General features: G+C 70.5%; 9 protein-coding genes. 2 read left to right on the top strand and 7 right to left on the bottom strand.

Features of this window, described 5'->3' with window-relative positions; all coding sequences use genetic code 11:
• Positions 1–6: 6 nt before the first annotated feature.
• Complete coding sequence (locus ABT360_RS09385) at positions 7–1,200, bottom strand: acylneuraminate cytidylyltransferase (protein ID WP_351813212.1); 1,194 nt, start codon at positions 1,198–1,200, stop codon at positions 7–9.
• Complete coding sequence (locus ABT360_RS09380) at positions 1,197–2,465, bottom strand: DUF6716 putative glycosyltransferase (RefSeq protein ID WP_351813209.1); 1,269 nt, start codon at positions 2,463–2,465, stop codon at positions 1,197–1,199. The genes ABT360_RS09385 and ABT360_RS09380 overlap by 4 nt, the downstream gene beginning before the upstream one ends.
• Before the next feature lie 166 nt (positions 2,466–2,631).
• On the opposite strand from ABT360_RS09380, the gene ABT360_RS09375 reads away from it, so the two are divergent.
• The gene (locus ABT360_RS09375; protein ID WP_351813206.1) at positions 2,632–3,621 is read left to right on the top strand and encodes a glycosyltransferase family 2 protein; all 990 of its coding nucleotides are present in this window, start codon (positions 2,632–2,634) and stop codon (positions 3,619–3,621) included.
• On the top strand, positions 3,618–4,955 hold the full coding sequence (locus ABT360_RS09370; protein ID WP_351813203.1) for a polysialyltransferase family glycosyltransferase: 1,338 nt from the start codon (positions 3,618–3,620) through the stop codon (positions 4,953–4,955). Before ABT360_RS09375 ends, ABT360_RS09370 begins: the two co-directional genes overlap by 4 nt.
• Here the strand turns inward: ABT360_RS09370 and ABT360_RS09365 are convergent.
• The 5 genes from ABT360_RS09365 to ABT360_RS09345 form a co-directional block, all read right to left on the bottom strand.
• Complete coding sequence (locus ABT360_RS09365) at positions 4,912–5,313, bottom strand: hypothetical protein (RefSeq protein WP_351813200.1); 402 nt, start codon at positions 5,311–5,313, stop codon at positions 4,912–4,914. The two genes, ABT360_RS09370 and ABT360_RS09365, sit on opposite strands and share 44 nt — an antisense overlap.
• Before the next feature lie 118 nt (positions 5,314–5,431).
• The gene (locus tag ABT360_RS09360) at positions 5,432–14,539 is read right to left on the bottom strand and encodes a golvesin C-terminal-like domain-containing protein (protein ID WP_351813197.1); all 9,108 of its coding nucleotides are present in this window, start codon (positions 14,537–14,539) and stop codon (positions 5,432–5,434) included.
• A 169-nt stretch (positions 14,540–14,708) separates the two neighbouring features.
• The gene (locus ABT360_RS09355) at positions 14,709–15,542 is read right to left on the bottom strand and encodes a MerR family transcriptional regulator (RefSeq protein WP_351813194.1); all 834 of its coding nucleotides are present in this window, start codon (positions 15,540–15,542) and stop codon (positions 14,709–14,711) included.
• Between the two features lie 54 nt (positions 15,543–15,596).
• A complete protein-coding gene (gene leuE, locus ABT360_RS09350; protein ID WP_351813191.1) occupies positions 15,597–16,256 on the bottom strand; it encodes a leucine efflux protein LeuE in 660 nt (219 codons plus the stop codon).
• A 72-nt stretch (positions 16,257–16,328) separates the two neighbouring features.
• Positions 16,329–17,909, bottom strand: a complete 1,581-nt coding sequence (locus tag ABT360_RS09345) for an acyl-CoA mutase large subunit family protein (RefSeq protein WP_351813188.1) — start codon at positions 17,907–17,909, stop codon at positions 16,329–16,331.
• Positions 17,910–17,933 lie beyond the last annotated feature (24 nt).

The following is a 17,933-nucleotide window of genomic DNA, read 5'->3' as shown; positions in this document are numbered from 1 at the left end:
GCGTCCTTACGTAGCGGGGGTGTGCAGGGTGGGGCCGAGGAGCCAGGCCGCGATCTCGCGGACCGCCCCCGCGCCGCCGGGGGACGCGGTGACGGCGCGGGCGGCGGCGCGTACGGAGTCGTGGGCGTCCGCCACGGCCACGGGCCAGCCGACGAGCCCGAGGCAGGGCAGGTCGTTGACGTCGTTTCCGGCGTAGAGCACGCGCCCGGGGTCGATGGCGTGGTCGTCGCACCACTGCTTGAGCGCGAGGTCCTTGCGGTCGATGCCGTGCAGGACGGGGACGGCCAGCTTGCGGGCGCGGGCGGCGACGACGGGGTTCTTCTCGGTGGACAGGATCAGCAGCCGGACGCCGGCGCGGCGGAGCGCGGCGACGCCGAGTCCGTCGCCCCGGTGGACGGCGACGAGTTCGCGCCCGTCGGAGTCGATCAGCACCCGGTCGTCGGTCTGGGTCCCGTCGAAGTCGAGGACGACGGCGTCGACGTCGTCGAGCGTCGGGGCGGGAGCCGGGTCCAGCAGCGGTGCGAGCGCGCGGGCACGGGCGAGGTCGTGCGGGTCGTCGATCTCCAGCACGCGGGCGGGGTCGGTGACGACGAGCGCGGTCCGGCCGAAAAAGCGGTGGCCGTGCTCGCGGAACCCGCGCGCCTCCATGCCGTACGCGGCGCCCGTCTCCAGGTACTCCGGTTCGCGCTCCTGGCGGCGGGGGCGGTGGGCCTTGTCGTGGTTGACCCCGTGGGCGTCGCCCCGGTCCCGCCACAGGAAGCCGTGGGACGGGGCGACCGTCAGGGCCGTGTCGGCGCCGCCCTCCAGCACCCGGGCGGTGACGCGGTCGACGTCCGACGCGGTCACGAACGGGCTGGTGCACTGGACGAGCAGGACCACCTCCGCCGGGCGGGCGTGCAGCGCCTCGAAGGCGTCCATCGCGTGGAGCACCGCCGCCTCGCTGGTCGCCGTGTCGCCGGAGAGACCGGCCGGGCGGTGCACCGCCTCGGCGCCGGCCGCGCGGGCGGTGGCCGCGACGGCGGGGTCGTCGGTCGAGACGACGACGTCCGTCACACGCCGGGCGGCCAGGCAGGCGCGTACCGCCCGGGCGACCAGGGGGACGCCGCCGACGGGGGCGAGGTTCTTGCCGGGCACGCCCTTGGAGCCGCCCCGGGCGGGGATCACGGCGAGGACGGTCGGCCGGCTCGGACGGGTCGTCACAGCTCCCCCAGGCGGCGGATCACCGGGGCCACGCGCTGCACCCCGTGGCGGTAGACGCCGCGTGCCGCGTCCCGCAGCAGGCGGCGTACCGGGCCGGCGGCGGGCGGTCCGGTGGCGTCCAGGCGGTGGCGGCCGAGGATCGCGGGCAGGTAGCCGGGGGCGGTCGCCGGGGTGTAGTAGGGCGCGACGGGCGGCAGCGCGGGTTCGGCGAGCAGGTCGAGCACCCGGGCCCGGGCGGCGTCGAACGACCCCTCGTACGAGCCGTCCGCCGCCACGCCCTGGTCGGTCAGCCACGCGGCGTCCGGGCACGGGCGGTGGCCGCCGTCCAGCCGGTCCCAGGAGGTGAGCAGGCCCGAGCCGATGAAGTGGTGGTTGCCGAGCGCCTCGCGGACGCCCAGGTCGGTCAGGACCGCCGTCGGGACGCCCCGGTGCAGGGCCTCCAGGGCCGCCGTGGAGGAGACGGTGACCAGCAGGTCGGTCCGGTCGAGGACCTCGCCCATGTGGCCGTGGACCAGCCGGACGTTGGGCGGCAGCGGGCCCTTGGCCAGCTTCTGGTACGGGTGCTCCTCCACGTGCGTGGTGTGCTCACCCGGCTTGGAACGGAGCTTGAGCAGCACCTCGCGGTGCGGGTGGAGCCGGGCGTGCTCGACCAGCCGGAGCAGCAGGTAGGCGCGGTCGTCCCGGGACGCGGGTACGGACGGCTGCGCGGCGAACACGACCGTGTCCCGGCCCGGGACCGGCGCGTACCGGGCCCCGCCGAGGAACGGCAGCGCCGCCTCCACCACCGCCGACGCGTCGGCGCCGACGCCCTCGTACACCGCGCGGAACCGCCGGGCGTCGGCCCGTGAGTTGGCGAGCACGACGTCCGCCCCGTGCCGCAGCAACAGCCCGTCGGCGAGCTTCTCGTAGACGACGCCGACATAGCCGGTGACGATCACCGGGCGGCGCGGCAGCACCATCCCGGCCAGGCCGTGCAGCATCGCCTGCACGGTGCCGCCGACGAGCGCGAGGACCACCACGTCGTACGCCTCGTCCCGCACCGACGCGAGGAACTCCGCCCCGGTCACCTCCCGCGGGGCGGCCACGTCCGCGCCGACCTCGGCGAGCTGGCGCGCGGTCGGCGTGGCCCGGCCGCGCAGCACGAAGCCGGTCACCCGGTGGCCGGGCGGGCTGATGCGGCGCGCCGTCAGGGCGCCCCATTTCCATCGGGTGTCGGAGTCCGCGAGTACCGCGACCCGCACCGCTTCACGATTGCGTGATGGCACGCCGAGGACGTTAGAAAGGTGCACGGCCGCCCGGCCCAACTCGGCCGCAACAAACGGTGAACAGCGGCCGGCGGCAATCCGGTTAATGAGCGCGCCGCTCAGTGTTCACCGCACATCCCTTTCCCGGCCGAGTCGAATGACGGCGACGGCGCCTAGCGTCTCGCGGGTGGTCAAGCTCTCCGTCGTCGTGCCGTTCTACAACGTGCAGACATACGCCCCGGACACCCTGATGAGCCTGCGCGCCAACGCCCGCGAGGACTTCGAATTCCTGCTCGTCGACGACTGTTCGACGGACGGGACACCCGAGCTCCTCGCACGCGCGGCGCGCGAGATCCCGGGGGCGGTGCTGCTCCGCCACGAACGCAACGGCGGGCTGGCCACCGCCCGCAACACCGGTATCGACGCGGCCCGTGGCGAGTACCTGGCGTTCCTCGACGGCGACGACTGGCTGGCGCCCGGCCATTTCGCCCGGGTCCTCACCGCGATCGAGGAGCTGGGCTGCGACTTCGTCCGTACGGACCATGTGCGGTGCACCGCCAGGTCCCGGACCGTGCAGCGGGTCCCGGTGGGCCGGCGCGGGGTGGTGCTGCGGCCGCGCGACGCCATACTGCCGGCCGGGCGCTCCACATCGGTGGACTATCCGTATGCCTGGGCCGGGATGTACCACCGGCGCCTGGTCGACCGGGGACTGCTGCATTTCACCGACGGTCTCCGCACGGCCGAGGACCGGCCGTGGATTTGGCGGCTGCACCGCGAGGCGGCTTCCTTCGCGGCGATCGGCACGCTCAGCATCTTCTACCGGCGCGGTGTCTCCTCGTCGCTCACACAAATCGGCGATATTCGACAGCTGGATTTCATCCGCGCTTTCGACGAGGTGCTGTCGGAAACGGCGAAGGACGCGGACGCGGAAATGCTGATGCCGAAAGCGGTACGCACCTACTGCGCGATCATCGCGCACCATCTGGGCTCGGTGGAACGGTTCGAGGCGCCGGTCGCCCGGAAATTGCGCACGCTGAGCGCGGCCGCCCTGAAACGGATGCCCCAGGCCGTTCTGAACGACGTCCTCGACACGATGGACGCCGAGCGGGCGTCCCGGCTGCGCAGACTGCGCCGCCGCCCCGTACCGGGCTCCGCCGCCCTGGAGGCCACGGCATGACCACGCAGATCTTCTACGCCTCCACCCTCTACGGCGCCGTCACCCTCGCCGCCGCCCTGGACAGCGGCTGCTTCCCGCCTGCCGGCCGCCGGTTGCTGCTGGTCGCCAACAACGCGGCGGTCCCCGAGACGGCCGTCCCGCTGGACCGGATGCCCGGCTTCGAGCGGCTGCGTGACCGCTTCGACTCCGTACTGTCGTGGAACGACACCGTCGCGCCGTTCCACCCGGGCGGCTGGTCGCCCCGGCCGGACGACGTGCCGCTGTGGGAGCGGTACCTGCGGCTGCTGTGGGGGCTCGGCGAGGAACCGGTCGAGCTGGTCGTCGAGTCCCTCCAGGTCGCGCCCGCGCTCACCGTCGCGCAGCTGTTCCCGGACGCGGCGATCGACGTGTACGCGGACGGGCTGATGAGCTACGGCCCGACGCGCAGCAAGCTGGACCCCCTGGTCGGCGAGCGGGTGCGGCGGCTGCTCCACCTGGACCTCGTGCCGGGGCTGCGCCCGCTGCTGCTGGCGGAGTTCGGGGCGGCGGCGGAGGTGGTCCCGACGGAGGCGTTCACCAAGGTGGTGGACGAACTGGCCGAGCCTGTGGACGCCCCGGAAGGCGCCGCCCTGATCCTGGGCCAGTACCTGTCCGCACTCGGGATCCTCTCCCCCGCCGAGGAGGAGGCCCTGCACATACGGATGGTGCGCGGCGCGGTGGCGCGCGGGCATCGCAGGATCGTCTTCAAGCCGCACCCGGTGGCGTCCGCCTCCTGGTCGCGTGTGCTGGAGCGGGAGGCGGCGGAGCTGGGCGCCGACCTGACCGTGCTCGCCCGGCCCGTCCTCGCCGAGGTGCTGTTCCGGCGGCTGCGGCCCGCGCTGGTGGTGGCCTGCTTCTCGACCGGGCTGTTCACGGCGGCCCGCTTCTACGGCGTCCCGGTCGCCCGCCTGGGCACGGGCCCGCTGCTGGACCGGCTGTCCCCGTACCAGAACAGCAACCGGGTGCCGGTGACGCTCGCCGACGCGCTCGTGCCCGACCTGGAGACGGGCGAGGCCCACGGCGTGGACGACCTCACCGGCCTCCTGCACGCCGTGGGGTTCGCGATGCAGCCCCAGGTCCGCCCGGACCTCCGCCCGGCGGCCGAGCGGTACCTGGCCGCCCACCCGGACGACCGCTCCCGCCGCTACTTCAAGCGGCGCCGCCTCACCGTGCTCGGCCTCCCCGGCGGCCTCCCGGTCCCCCGCAACGCCCTGGTCCGCCGCCTGGCCCGGCGCGCCCGCCGCCTGGGGCGCGCGGCACTGCGCCGGCGGCTCAAGCCCCCCACGGCGAAACGTACGGCTCCGGACCGGACGTGATCCGCAGCTCCAGCGGCCGGTACTCGTTCACGTCGTCCGCATGCTCGACGACGAACCCGGCGGAGCCCAGCACCTCGGCCATCGCGTCCCGCATCGCCCGGCACGCCTTGCCGTGATGCAGTACGGCGCGGTGGGCGAGGTCGCCCCGCAGCAGGGCGCCCGACGAGGCGTCGGCCAGCGCGTGGTGGGTGCGCCAGGCGACGAAGACGTACGCCACGTCGTCCTCCTCCTCGACGAACACGTCCGCTCCCACCCGGAACCGCTCGTCGACCGTCATGTGCGGGACGGCGAGCGGGAGCCCCGCCGCCGCGAGTTCGTCCCTGACCCGGCTCGCGAGAGCCTGTGCGCTCAGCGCCATGAGGCAGGTCCTTTCTGTGCGTCGTGTACGAAGTCTGTGCGTCGTGTACGAAGGGCGGCCGCCCGCCGGCTGTTCACCGGTGGACGGCCGCCCGTGGGCCCGGCCGGGTCAGGTCAGATCACCTGCGGCCGGTGTTCTTCGCGTAGGTGCTGATCATGCCCATGAGCAGCTGCTTGGAGCCGCTGTTGAGCAACTTGGCCGACTCCGGGTCGGGGTGGTCGGACCACGGTACCGAGTAGGTGATCCGCATCTCGGGGTTGTTGTCCAGGAGCTGGCCGATGCAGTTGTTCTGGTTGGGGCCGCACGGCTGGCGCTCGGTGTACAGCTCGTCGACGATGTCGCCGTCCTTGAGCTGGCCGAGGATGTCCTCCTCGGCGTGCTTGCCGGTCCTGGGGTTGCTGACGCCGGTGAGGACGCGTCCGTCGCGCAGCCGGGCGGCGGCGACGTTGCTGCCCTGGATGACACCCGAGTTGGGGGCGAACCTCCGCTCGGCGGCCGCCCTGGGCAGGCCGTCGGATCCGTACGGGACCTGCTCGCCGCACTGGTTGTGGACGAGGACCGGGATCCCGCCGGCCATCACGTAGTAGTTGTGATCGCCTTCGACGGTGAGGTTGTGGACCCGTTCGTGGCGCTGGGTCCGCTCGACCGCCGAGATCTGGACCCAGATCCCGGACGAGGTGCGCAGCCAGCTGCCGGGGGCCAGGTCGCGGGCCTTGACCCAGCGTCCGGCGTCCGGCAGCCAGTACAGGTGGTCCGCGGTCGAGGTGACCTCGCCCTGGACCTCCGCGCTCATGCCGACGGTCTTGACGGTGAGGGTGATGAGCTGCTTGTCGCCCTCACTGCTGCGCGGCTCGCTGACCGTGCGCGCCCGGGTGTCACCGCTCTCCACGTCCGTGGCGCGGACGTGGTCGCCGGGCGCCAGGTCCTCGATGGCCTTGGTGGAGCCGTCGGCCATCAGCACCTGGGTGCCGGGGACGAAGCTGTTGCGCACCGGGCAGCCGGGAGCGTCCGGTTCGTCCTTCGGGTTGGGTGCCGGGTCGTCGTTCTTGGGTTTCGGCGCGTCCGGTTCGTCGGCCTTGGGCTTGGGCGGTGTGGCGGCGCCGGCGGCGTTGTCGGCGGCCTTGCGGGTGTCGTTGGCCGTGTCGGCCGCCTCGACGCCCTTCGCGACGTACCGGCCCGCCTTGACGGCGCTGGCTCCGTAGCCGACGAACGGGATCGCCGAGCTCATGGACAGGGCCGCGTCGACGTAGTTGCCCTCGGCCGCGTACCAGATGCCGTTGGCGACGTCGGCCACCTCGCCCACGACCGGGATGAGGCCGACGACGTCGAGCGCCGCGTGGCCGATGTCGGACAGCGAGAGCCCGAACAGGTGACCGTCGAGTTCGACGAAGGTGATCGGGTTGCCGCCGGCGAACGCGTACCGGTTGCCGGTGAACGGGTCCGTGGCCAGCGACATGTCCGACAGCGCCCCGCTGTAGGAGTCCCGGGTCAGGAAGCGGTTCAGCCCCGGGTCGTAGTTGCGGAAGCCCATGTCGTAGGTGCCCGACGCCTTGTCGAAGCGCGCCGCGTTGAAGCGGAAGGCGTTGTACGACTCCTGGTCGGGGTTGCCGGCGTCCGGCTTGTCCGCCCCGGTGAACTGGGACTCGTCGTCGGAGCCGTACGCGGTGTAGCCGTAGGTGGCGCGGGTCCTTCCGTCCTCCTTGGTGATCGCCTCGATGTCACCGCGCGGGCTGGTGGTGTACTGCGAGTACTCCTTGGCCCCGCCGTCCTTGTGCTTGATCTGGGTGGCCTGCTGGCCGGACGGGAGGTACTGGTAGTCCTTGTCCGGCTTGCCGTTCAGTTCCTCGCGCAGGACCTGGCTGTCCATGCCGAGGTAGGTGAAGACGGTGGTCTTCGGGTCGGTGCCGGAGGTGCTCTGGGAGACGGTCCGGTCGAACGGGTCGAAGGTGTACGTGGTCGTCGACGCGGACGCGCCGGTGCCGGTCCGGGTCTTCACGGTGCGGTCGAAGCCGTCGTAGTAGTACTTCTCGACGGTCTGGCCGCCCGCGCTGACCGTGTCGAGCCGGCCGAGCGGGTCGTAGTTGTAGGTGGAGGTGATCCCGGCGGCCGTCGAGGACAGCAGGCGGTTGCGGTCGAAGCGGTTGGTGGTGGTGACGCCGCCGACCGACTGTTCGATGACGTTGCTGTTGCGGTCGTAGGTGTAGGTCTCGGTGGCGGGGTCGTCGCCGCCCTTGGTGACCTTGGTGATCCGGTCCTGGGGGTCGTAGTCGAAGGTGTACGTGTTGTTGATGTGGGCCGAGTTGTCATCGGCGTTCATCAGCTTCAGGACGTCCTTGGAGCGGTGCCCGTTGGGCGAGTACTCCAGGTCGTGCTGGGCGACGACGGCGCCGCCGGACGTCTTCTCGACGGACTGCCTGACCGATCCGTCGAGGTAGTAGCTCATGTCGAGCGTGTTGCCGTTGGGCTTGGTCTGCTTGAGCAGTTGCCCTCGGGCGGTGTAGGTCATGGTCGTGATCTGCTGATTGCCCGCGGTGGGCGAATCGGCGTTGACGACCCTGGAGATCATGTCCCGGGCGTCGTACTCGATCTTCGACCAGGTCAGGTCGTGGGTGGCCGTGACCGGGTTGCCGATCTCGTCGTACGTCAGCGCGGTGGTGTTCTTCACCACGCCGCCGGCGATCTCCTCGACCTTGGCGATGTTGCTGAGCTTGTCGTACCCGATCCGGTAGGTGTCGATCTTGGCGCCGGCCGAGTTGTCCTTGACCTCCGTCTTGTTGCCGTTGGCGTCGTACCGGTAGGTGAAGTCCTTCTTCTGGTCGGCGGCCGCACCGGTGTCGACGCGGACGAGCTTCACCGCGTCGGCGAGGACGGTGCCGTTGGCCTTGTCCGTGACGGTGACCTTCTGCGGGCCGTCCTCGACGAACGGGTAGCTGCCCAGCGAGACCCACTCACCGGCGTTCTTCGTCTGGTCGACGGTCTTGGTGGCGCTGCCGCCGTCGTGGTCGACCGTGAAGGAGGCGTCGCCGGCCGCGCCCGTCATCCGGGGGTGGCGTACGAAGACCTCGTAGGTGCCGTTCTGCGGGATGTTGAGCTGCCACACGAACTGTGCCGAGCCGGTGCCGGCGGGGTGCCAGTAGGTGTCGTAGCCGTGCTGGAGCTCGGCCTGCGAGCGGTCCCAGTTGCCGAGGGTCGCCGTGTTGTTGAAGTCGGAGCTGTCGACGAGGACGACCTGATTGCCGACGGGGATGCCGTTGTCGGAGCGGGACTTCTGGTTGCCCGACAGGTAGTAGTCCCAGGTCAGCGTGCGCTGCTGGGAGCCGCCCGCCGAGGTCAGGGTGTTCTTCGTCTGCTGCCCGAGATCGTTGTACTCGTAGGAGGTGGTGATGTCCCAGGGGTCCTTGGCGGTCCTGGTCCAGCCGTTGTCGTAGTACGTGTACTTCGTGACGTTGCGCACCGTCTGGCCGTCCGACGGGGGCGCCGAGACGGAGTCGAGGTTGCCGACCGAGTCGTAGGAGTAGATCGTCGTGTCGGGCGAGGAGTAGCGCGGGTCGTCCTTGTCGAAGGGCGAGCGCTCCTCCTTGACCCGGTTCAGCTCGTCGTAGACGGTCTCCGCGGTGAAGTCGGTGGTGTCGTCGGTGGTCTCGACACCACGCGGGGTGATCGTCTTCGTACGGTTGCCCACCTGGTCGTACTCATACCTGGTGGTGCGGTACGTGATGGTGCCCGAGGCGTCCTTGCTGAAGGGTGCCTTGGTTTCGACGAGGGCGCCGCGCTCGTCGTACGTGGAGAGCGTCTCGTTGCCGTCCGCGTCCGTGCGGGCGATGTTGAGGCCGTCCTTGTCGTACCGGCCGGTGGTGGTGTTGCCGAGCGGGTCGATCGTCCTGACCACCCGGTGGTTCAGGTCGTACTCGAACTTCAGGGTGTAGTCGTCGGGGTCCGCGGTGGCCTTCTTGCGCGGGTCGACGATCTTGGTGATGTTGCCGACGTCGTCGAACGTCGACGTGGAGGTGTAGCCGGCCGCGTCGGTGATCTCCACCGGCTGGTAGAGCTCGTCGTACCGGGTGGTGACGGTGTAGTCCCCGGCCTCGGCGGTCTGGTTGCCCTTGGGCGTGGTGACCGTGAGGACGTTGCCGGCCTTGTCGTACGTCGTCGTGGTCTTGCGGGGCGCGTCGGTCGGCTCGTCGCCCGGGACGGTGGACTCGACGACCTGGTCGGCCTTGTCGAGCACCGAGGTGGAGACGGAGCCGTTGGGCGCGGTGACCTTGGTGAGGTTGTCGTTGGCGTCGTAGACGGGCGCGGGCGTGATGATGAACTGGCCCGCCGCCTGGTCCTTGGGCTCCTTCTTCTCCAACGGGCGGCCGAAGGTGTCGTAGGTCTGGGTGACCTGGGCACCCTTGGCGTTGACGATCTTCGTGACGTTGCCGCGTACGTCGTACGCGAAGGTGGAGGGGTTGTTCAGCGCGTCGGTGATCGTCTCCGGGTAGCCCATGGGCTGGAAGCCGCTGTAGCGCGTGGCGTGGCCGTTGGCGTCAATCGACCGGACGGCCTGTCCGTAGGCGTCGTACTCGGTCCGGGACGTGTAGTCGTCGGGGTCCGCGGTGGCGACGCCCTTCGGGTCGGTGACCGAGGTGACGTTGCCGCGGCTGTCGTGGCCGAACCGCCAGGTGCGGCCCTCGGCGGACTTCCGCTCGAACAGGTCCGCGATGTGACCGTTCAGGCCGGTGGCGTAGGTGAAGGTCTGGGCCGGGGTGCCGTTCTTGTTGGCCTCGGCGTCCCTCTGCTCCAGCGGGTAGCCGGTCTTCGGGTCGTACGCCCAGGTGGACACGGCACCGTTGGGCGCCTCGATCCGGGTGACGTTGTTGTCGGCGTCCCAGGTGACCTTGGTGGTCTTCGCCTTGGCGTTGGTGATCTGCGAGACGCGCCCGTACCCGTCGATCTCGTGGGTGGTGGCGTGGTTCTCCGCGTCCGTGACCTTGGTGCGGATGACCGAGCCGGCCGTGCCGTCCGGGTCGGTGTAGACGAAGCCGGTGGTGCCGCCGAGGCGGTCGGTGATGGTCTGGGTGTTCCAGTGGAACTTCGGGTCGTCGCCCTCGTTCGGGTAGTAGTAGTCGAGCGACGTGGCGTTTCCGCGCGGGTCGGTGACCTTGATGAGCTTGACGTTCTTGTTGCCCTGCGTCGCGTCGTACTCGAAGAGGAAGACCTTCGGCTGGGTGCTGCCCGCGCCGTCGGTGAGCTTGGTCAGCAGGCCCTTGTCCGAGTAGTCGAAGGTGAGCTTGCGGCCCGAGATGTCGGTCATCGAGCGGACGTGGTCGATGATCTTCGGGCTGTTGGTGTCGGCCTTCGTCCAGTAGTCGACGGTGAGGGTCTGACGCCCGGCCGGGTCGGTGATGTACCGGAGGAACTTGACCGGCTTGTTGTTGGACTTGCGCTCTTCGTAGGTGTACGTCTGCGTGTTGCCGTTCTTGTCGACGATGGACGTCAGGTAGCCGTCGCAGTCGAAGAAGAACTGGGTCCGGTCCGGCCGGGTCAGCGACCAGGCCTTCGGGTCACCGTCGCTGGACGGCTTGCAATCCGTGCCGGAGCCCTGCTGGAGCAGGTAGTGAACACCGGCCGGGGCCCTCCACGTCCCGTCGTCCTGCTTGCGGAAGACGTGCGCGGTGCCGTCGCCGTCCGGGAGGGTCACCTCGCGCGGGCCGGGGTTGGGGTGGAAGTCCAGCGCCGCGCCCAGCCGCAGCGGCATCGCCGTCTGCGCGGACCAGCCGTGGCCGAGGACGGTGTCGCTGGTGTCCTGGGTGTTGTACGCGAAGCGCACGAAGGTGGACAGGCCGCGGCCCGGGTTGGAGAAGGCGTTGTACTGCCAGACCGTGTTGCCCGCGTACAGGTTGTTCATCAGGGTCGAGCCGGCGCCGGTGTTCTTCCCCGCGTACGAGTAAAACTTCTCCAGGCCGAGCTGGTTCGACGTCGGGTCCTCGACGCGGACGTTCTGCGCGAGCGGCGGGATCGACTCGGTCGCCGACAGCCAGGTGCCGGCCGTCTTGTCGAGCAGGTCCCACTTCAGGACGTAGTCGAGGCGCTTGTTGCCCGAGTCGGAGTTGATCGGTGTCTTCAGCGCCGCCTTGACGGTGACCGTCTCGCCCGGCAGGACGTCCTCGGGCAGGGCGGTGTGGAGCTGGTTGCCGCCGGTGGTGGCGTCGGTGCCGTCCGGGAGCGACCAGGTGTAGGAGAGGACCCGGTCGGTCGCCTTCCAGGTGCTGGTGGTGGTGTTGGTGAGGGTGACGTCGACGGTGTACTGGTCGCCGGGGATCATCCGCGCGGGGGTGTCGGGGGCGAAGTACGTCGAGTCCGTCGACTTGTCGATGTAGGTGACGACGAGCTGGGGGCGCAGCTGCGGCTCCTCGGCCTCGGAGGAGAGGAACAGCGTGCGCTCCTGCGGGCCGGCCGCCGACTCGTCCTTGAGCTTGATCGCGACGCCCTTGTTCGAGGCCGGGGTGGTGACCCAGGACTGGGCGAGCGAGGTGAGGTACCAGGACTGGCGGGCCGGGTCGTTGGTGATCGTGGAGACCGTGTCGGCGACCGCGGCGTCGACGTCTCCGCCGGGCGTGGTCCACGGGGTGGTGGCGGTGGCGTTGTTCCAGGAGGCGGCCGTCTCGTCGAAGTCCCGTCCGAGGGCGTGGAGCTCGTAGACGGCGCCCGCGCTGCCGGTGGTGGTCGTGGTGCCCCACAGGTCGAGTTGCGCCTCCAGCACCCGGGAGGTCGCGGGGACCTGGCTGAGGGACGGGAACTTCAACAGGGCGCGGGTGGTGCCGTACGTCGTCGAGTTGTTGCCGACCGACAGCCACGGGTGGCCGGTGCCGGACTCTGTGATGCTGTCGTGCCCGGTGGTGGGCCGGGCGGAGGACAGGGTGGTGTCGGCCGCGCTGCCCTGGAGGACGACGGTCGTGCGGCCGGCCTTGGGCAGCCGCACTATCTGGGTGGGGGCGGGGATGACCTGCCCGTCGCGGGTCTTGACCGCCACCATGTAGTAGAAGACGTTCCCGAACGCGTCGGCCGAGTCCGCCGGGGTCGGGGTGGCGGTGGAGTCCGCGAACGTCGTGGTGTTCGCGGCGACCGGCGCGACCAGGGTCTGCGAGGACGGCGTGAACGTCTGGAAGACGCTGCGGTGGACCTGGTACTCGACGATGTCGTCGGCGGTGCTCGCCGCGTCGGGGTCCTGGTAGGCGGACCAGGACAGCTCGGCGCCGGTGGCCCGGATCACCTGCGGCGCGTCCAGGGTGACGCCGGGACGGCCCCAGGTGAGGACCAGCTTGGGATAGTTGGCGACCTCGCCCTTGTAGGCGTACTCGGCGGCTTCGTAGCGCGGGCCGCCCTTGGGGCCGTTCGCCGACTCGTCACCGGCCTTCACCACGAACCCGTGGTTGGCGTGCGTACCGTCGATCCAGGACTGGACGGTCTTGGTGACGCTGAAGGAGTGCCAGGTGTTGGCCTCACCGGGCTTCTTGGTGACCACGCCGCCCTTGGTGAAGCGGACGGCGTCGGCGAGGACGGCGGTGGAGGTGGAGGCGGGGCCGTCGCCGAGGACGACCTTGCCCAGCGTGCCGGCCTTGAACGGGTGGGTGCCGAGCGTCTTCCACACCCCGCCGCTGCCGGCGCGCTGGTCGACGGTGTACGTCTTGCTGCCGCCGTTGTAGGTGACGGTGTACGGGGCGTTCGCGGCCCGGTCGGAGGCGGGCACGTAGTGCGCCTCGACCTGGTAGTCGCCGTCCTCGGGGAGGCTGGGCTGCCAGGTGTAGGTGTCCCCGGCGACCGCGTCCTTGTTGAAGAGGTAGTCCTGGTTGACGGCGTGCTGGGTGTACGTGGTGTTGGCCGACGCCGGCCACGAGCCCTTGGCGGCCGTGGTGCCCGCGTCACGGTCGTCCACGAGGACGGAGGTGCCGGACAGTTCGCCGGTGATGCCGCTCGCGTTGTTCCAGGTGGCGGTGGACTCGCTCCAGGCGGCGGTGGCGCGGTGCGCCTCCAGCCGGACTTCGGAGTCACCGGTGGTGTGGGTCTGGTCGAAGTAGAGCTTGAGGTCGGCCGAGTCCAGTTTCGTGCCGGCGGGGACGCCGGTCAGCGGGAACTTCAGCAGGGCCCGTGAGGAGCCGGTGCCGGTGTTGCCGACGGACAGCCGCCAGTTGCCGTCGTAGTTCGACGCCGGCCCGTCCGAGGAGATCATCACGTCCTGGGACTGGGTGGACGTGGGCGCGATGGAGATGGTCGGGTCGACGACCACCGGGTACCGGCGCCCGGGTGCCGCCAGCCAGTCGGCGTCCGGCCGGAGGGTGAGCGTGTACGAACCGTTCTTCCCGGTCAGGTCCTGCCGGACCTGGTCGCTGCTCGCCGTCCCGTACGGCGCCCGGGCGTCCTTCTTCGCGTCGGTCATGAAGGGCGCGGGGATGACGAGTTCGGGCCGGGTGGGGCCCGCGCTCTCGCTGTGGAGGGCGATCGACCCGTTCTTCTGCCGCTGGGCGGTCAGGCCGTGCGTGGTGAGCGTGAAGGCGTACGCGGGCGCCTGGGCGGCGGGCCGCCCGTTGAGGACGATGCCCTCCTTGATGGTGCCGTTGCCGACCGTGTAGGTCAGGTCGGTGCCGGCACCGAGGGCGTTCTTGTACGTGACGGTGGAGCCGGAGACGAGGGGCGTCAGCTTCGCGGCCGGTGCGCCCTTGAGGCCGAGCGCGACCCAGTGGCCCGGATCGAGCTCGAAGCGGACGAGTTCGCCGGGGCGGTCGCTGAAGTAACTGCGGGTGAGGTTGGTGGTGTTGGCGTGGCTGAAACCGGTACGGTCGGCGGGCCGGACCGCCGTGTCGATGGCCTTCCACTCCTTGCCGGCCCGGTAGTGGGTCGGCACGGCGGAGACCTCCGACTGGACCCGTCCGTCGGACAGTTGCCAGTACCGGGCGTTCGGCGTCCGCCGCTGCTCCAGTTCCTTGACCCGTTTGGCGGGGGCGGCGGCGCGCCCCTTGGGCAGGTGCTCGTTCGCGGGCACCCCGGTGTCGGGGAGCTTGGGTGGTCGGGCAGGTTGCGGATCGTCGTCACCGGCCCCGAAGAAGTCCTTCAGGCCGTCGATGACTCCTCCGCCTCCGTCGTCACCGGGTGGCGGGGCGGCGAAGGCGGGCTGCGGCACACCCGTGGCGAGGAGCGCCACCAGGGCACTCACCGCCAGGAGCCGCCGTCTGTGTTGACCAGGCATCACGTACTCCCTTTCCGAGGGCGCATGGAACCAGGCCCCGGCGTGTGTGCACGCCGGGCGCGGGTGGTCCGTACAGGTCCGGCGGAGTTTCTAGCGCCCTACGACAGGGCCATGTCAACCGTCCGGACATTCCCCCGAAAAGGGATTCCAGCCACTGCCAGGAGGGGGCTCAGGTCGCCCTGACGACCGGCTCCTGGATCTCCGTGACCCACTTGGCGTGGTCCTCGGGGCACTCCAGGTACAGCTCGCGCGAGTAGCCCGCCGAGCGGTAGCCGTTGGTGTCGATCCAGGTGGCCAGGGTCTGGATGGTGGGCAGCAGCTCGTCCATCGGGCCCCGGTGGACGACCGTCGCCGCCTCGTCGATGCCGGGCAGGTCGACGATCCGCACGTCGGGGACGTCCGGCACGGCCACGCCTGCCGGGACGGTCATCCCCGCGTGGACGACGATCGAGCCGTCGCCCGCCGGGGCGTCCTCGTAGTAGGCGATGCCCGGGCCGAAGCCGGTGACTCCGGCGGCCTCCAGACGGGTGCACAGCTCCTGGTAGAGGGGCGTGATGACGGGCCCGATCTCGCCCGGACCGAAGCCCGCGGCGATGCCGGTCAGCTCGGCCAGCCGGACGCCCGGAACGCTCTTGACGACGACATCCTGCGTGGACATGTGTCCCTCGCTCTCGATGGCTCGGAGCCTCGCCCCGACTTGCGCCAGCCGCGCGGCCGCCTCGCCGATGGCCGATTCCAGCTCGGCCTGCCGCAGCCGCAGCATCCCGCGCAGCTCCTCGGCGCCGACCTGTTCGTCGAGGATCGACCGCACCTGGTCGAGCGTGAAGCCGAGGTCCTTGAGCGCGATGACGCGGTTGAGCCGGGCGAGCTGACCGGCTTCGTAGAAGCGGTAGCCGCTGTACGGGTCGACGCGGGCGGGGCGCAGCAGTCCGATGGCGTCGTAGTGGCGCAGCATCCGGACCGACACCCGGCCGTGTCTGGCGAAGTCTCCGATGGTGAACATGACGCCTCCTACGACACGGCCTCACACGGTGTCAGGGTCAAGCCCGCCCGGCACTCACACCGCGCTGCTGAGCGAGAGCTTCACCGCGAAGCCGAGGAACAGCGCGCCCGCCGCCGAGGTGGCGGTGGCCGAAAGGCGCTTGCGGCGGCGGAACGCGGCGGCCAGGTGCGTGCCGGCGAATATCAGCAGGGTGAGGTAGAGGACGCTCGCCGCCTGCGCGAGCGACCCGAGCACCACGAAGGACAGCGCGGGGTACTGGTACGCCGGGTCGACGAACTGGACGAAGAACGCGATGAAGAACAGGATCGCCTTCGGGTTCAGCAGGCTGATCACGAAAGCCCGCCGGAACGGCCGCTCCGCGGCCGCCTCCGGAGCGGCCTCGCCGAGCTCCTCCGCCACCCGCTCCCGCCGCGTCCGCCACATCGACCAGGCCGCCCGCAGCATCCCGACAGCGAGCCACGTCAGGTAACCGGCGCCCGCGAACTTCACGATCCCGAACAGCAGCGCGTTCGCCTGGAGCAGAGAGGCGACACCGGCCGCGGACAGCGTCATCAGGACCGTGTCGCCGCACCACACACCGGAGGCGGCGACATACCCGGTCCGTACGCCGCGCCGGGCGGCGACGGACAGCACGTACAGCGAATTCGGCCCCGGCAGCAGAATGATCAGGACGAGGCCCGCGAGATAGGTCGGCAGATCGGTGACACCCAGCATGGGGCGGAGTGTCGCACAGGGGTACGACACTCCGCCTCAGGTTTCCGGCTCGCGGAATAGCGGGCGTACGCGTCAGAACGCGTCCGTCGGGACGTACGTCCCCCACACCTCGCGCAGCGCGTTGCAGACCTCGCCGACCGTGGCCCGGGCCTTGAGGGCGTCCTTCATCGGGTACAGGACGTTGTCGGTGCCCTCGGCGGCCTTCTTCAGCTCCGCGAGCGCCGTGTCGACCGCCGCCTGGTCGCGCTCGGCGCGCAGCTTGGCGAGGCGCTCGGCCTGCTGGGCCTCGATCGCCGGGTCGACGCGCAGCGGCTCGTAGGGCTCCTCCTCGTCGAGCGTGTAGCGGTTGACGCCGACGACGACGCGCTCGCCGGAGTCGGTCTCCTGGGCGATGCGGTAGGCGGAGCGCTCGATCTCGTTCTTCTGGAAGCCGCGCTCGATGGCGTTGACCGCGCCGCCGAGGTCCTCGACCTTCGTCATCAGCTCGAGGGCCGCGGCCTCCACCTCGTCCGTCATCTTCTCGATGACGTAGGACCCGGCGAACGGGTCGACGGTGGCGGTGACGTCCGTCTCGTACGCCAGGACCTGCTGCGTACGCAGCGCCAGGCGGGCGCTCTTGTCCGTCGGCAGCGCGATGGCCTCGTCGAAGGAGTTGGTGTGCAGGGACTGCGTACCGCCGAGGACCGCCGCCAGGCCCTGTACGGCGACGCGCACCAGGTTCACCTCGGGCTGCTGGGCGGTGAGCTGCACGCCCGCCGTCTGGGTGTGGAAGCGCAGCATCATCGACTTGGGGTTCTTCGCGCCGAACTCGTCCCGCATCACCCGCGCCCAGATACGGCGGGCGGCCCGGAACTTCGCGACCTCTTCGAGGATGGTGGTGCGGGCGACGAAGAAGAACGAGAGGCGGGGCGCGAAGTCGTCGACGTCCATGCCCGCGGCCACGGCCGTACGGACGTACTCGATGCCGTCCGCGAGGGTGAAGGCGATCTCCTGGGCGGGCGACGCCCCGGCCTCCGCCATGTGGTAGCCGGAGATCGAGATGGTGTTCCACTTCGGGATCTCGGCCTTGCAGTACTTGAAGATGTCCGCGATCAGCCGCAGCGACGGCTTCGGCGGGAAGATGTACGTGCCGCGCGCGATGTACTCCTTGAGCACATCGTTCTGGATGGTGCCGGTCAGCTTGTCCGCCGGGACGCCCTGCTCCTCGCCGACGAGTTGGTACAGGAGCAGGAGGAGAGCGGCGGGGGCGTTGATCGTCATCGAGGTGGAGACCTTGTCCAGCGGGATCCCGCCGAACAGCACCCGCATGTCGTCGATCGAGTCGATCGCCACGCCCACCTTGCCGACCTCGCCGTGCGCGATCGGAGCGTCGCTGTCGTGCCCCATCTGGGTCGGCAGGTCGAACGCGACCGACAGGCCCATGGTGCCGTTGGCGATCAGCTGCTTGTACCGGGCGTTGGACTCCACGGCGGTGCCGAAACCGGCGTACTGGCGCATCGTCCACGGCCGCCCGGTGTACATCGTCGGGTAGACACCGCGCGTGAAGGGGTACGAGCCCGGTTCGCCCAGTTTCTCGTCGGGGTCCCACCCACTCAGAGCGTCCGGCCCGTACACCGGCTCGATGGGCAGTCCCGACTCCGACTCGCGCGCCATGTGCTGTGCCTTCCGATTCGACCT

It is taken from the genome of Streptomyces sp. NPDC000229, from assembly GCF_040300825.1.
In the GTDB taxonomy this organism is placed as follows: Bacteria; Actinomycetota; Actinomycetes; order Streptomycetales; family Streptomycetaceae; genus Streptomyces.
Note: the sequence above shows the minus strand (reverse complement) of the source record. Positions and strands in the feature narration are given on the sequence as shown.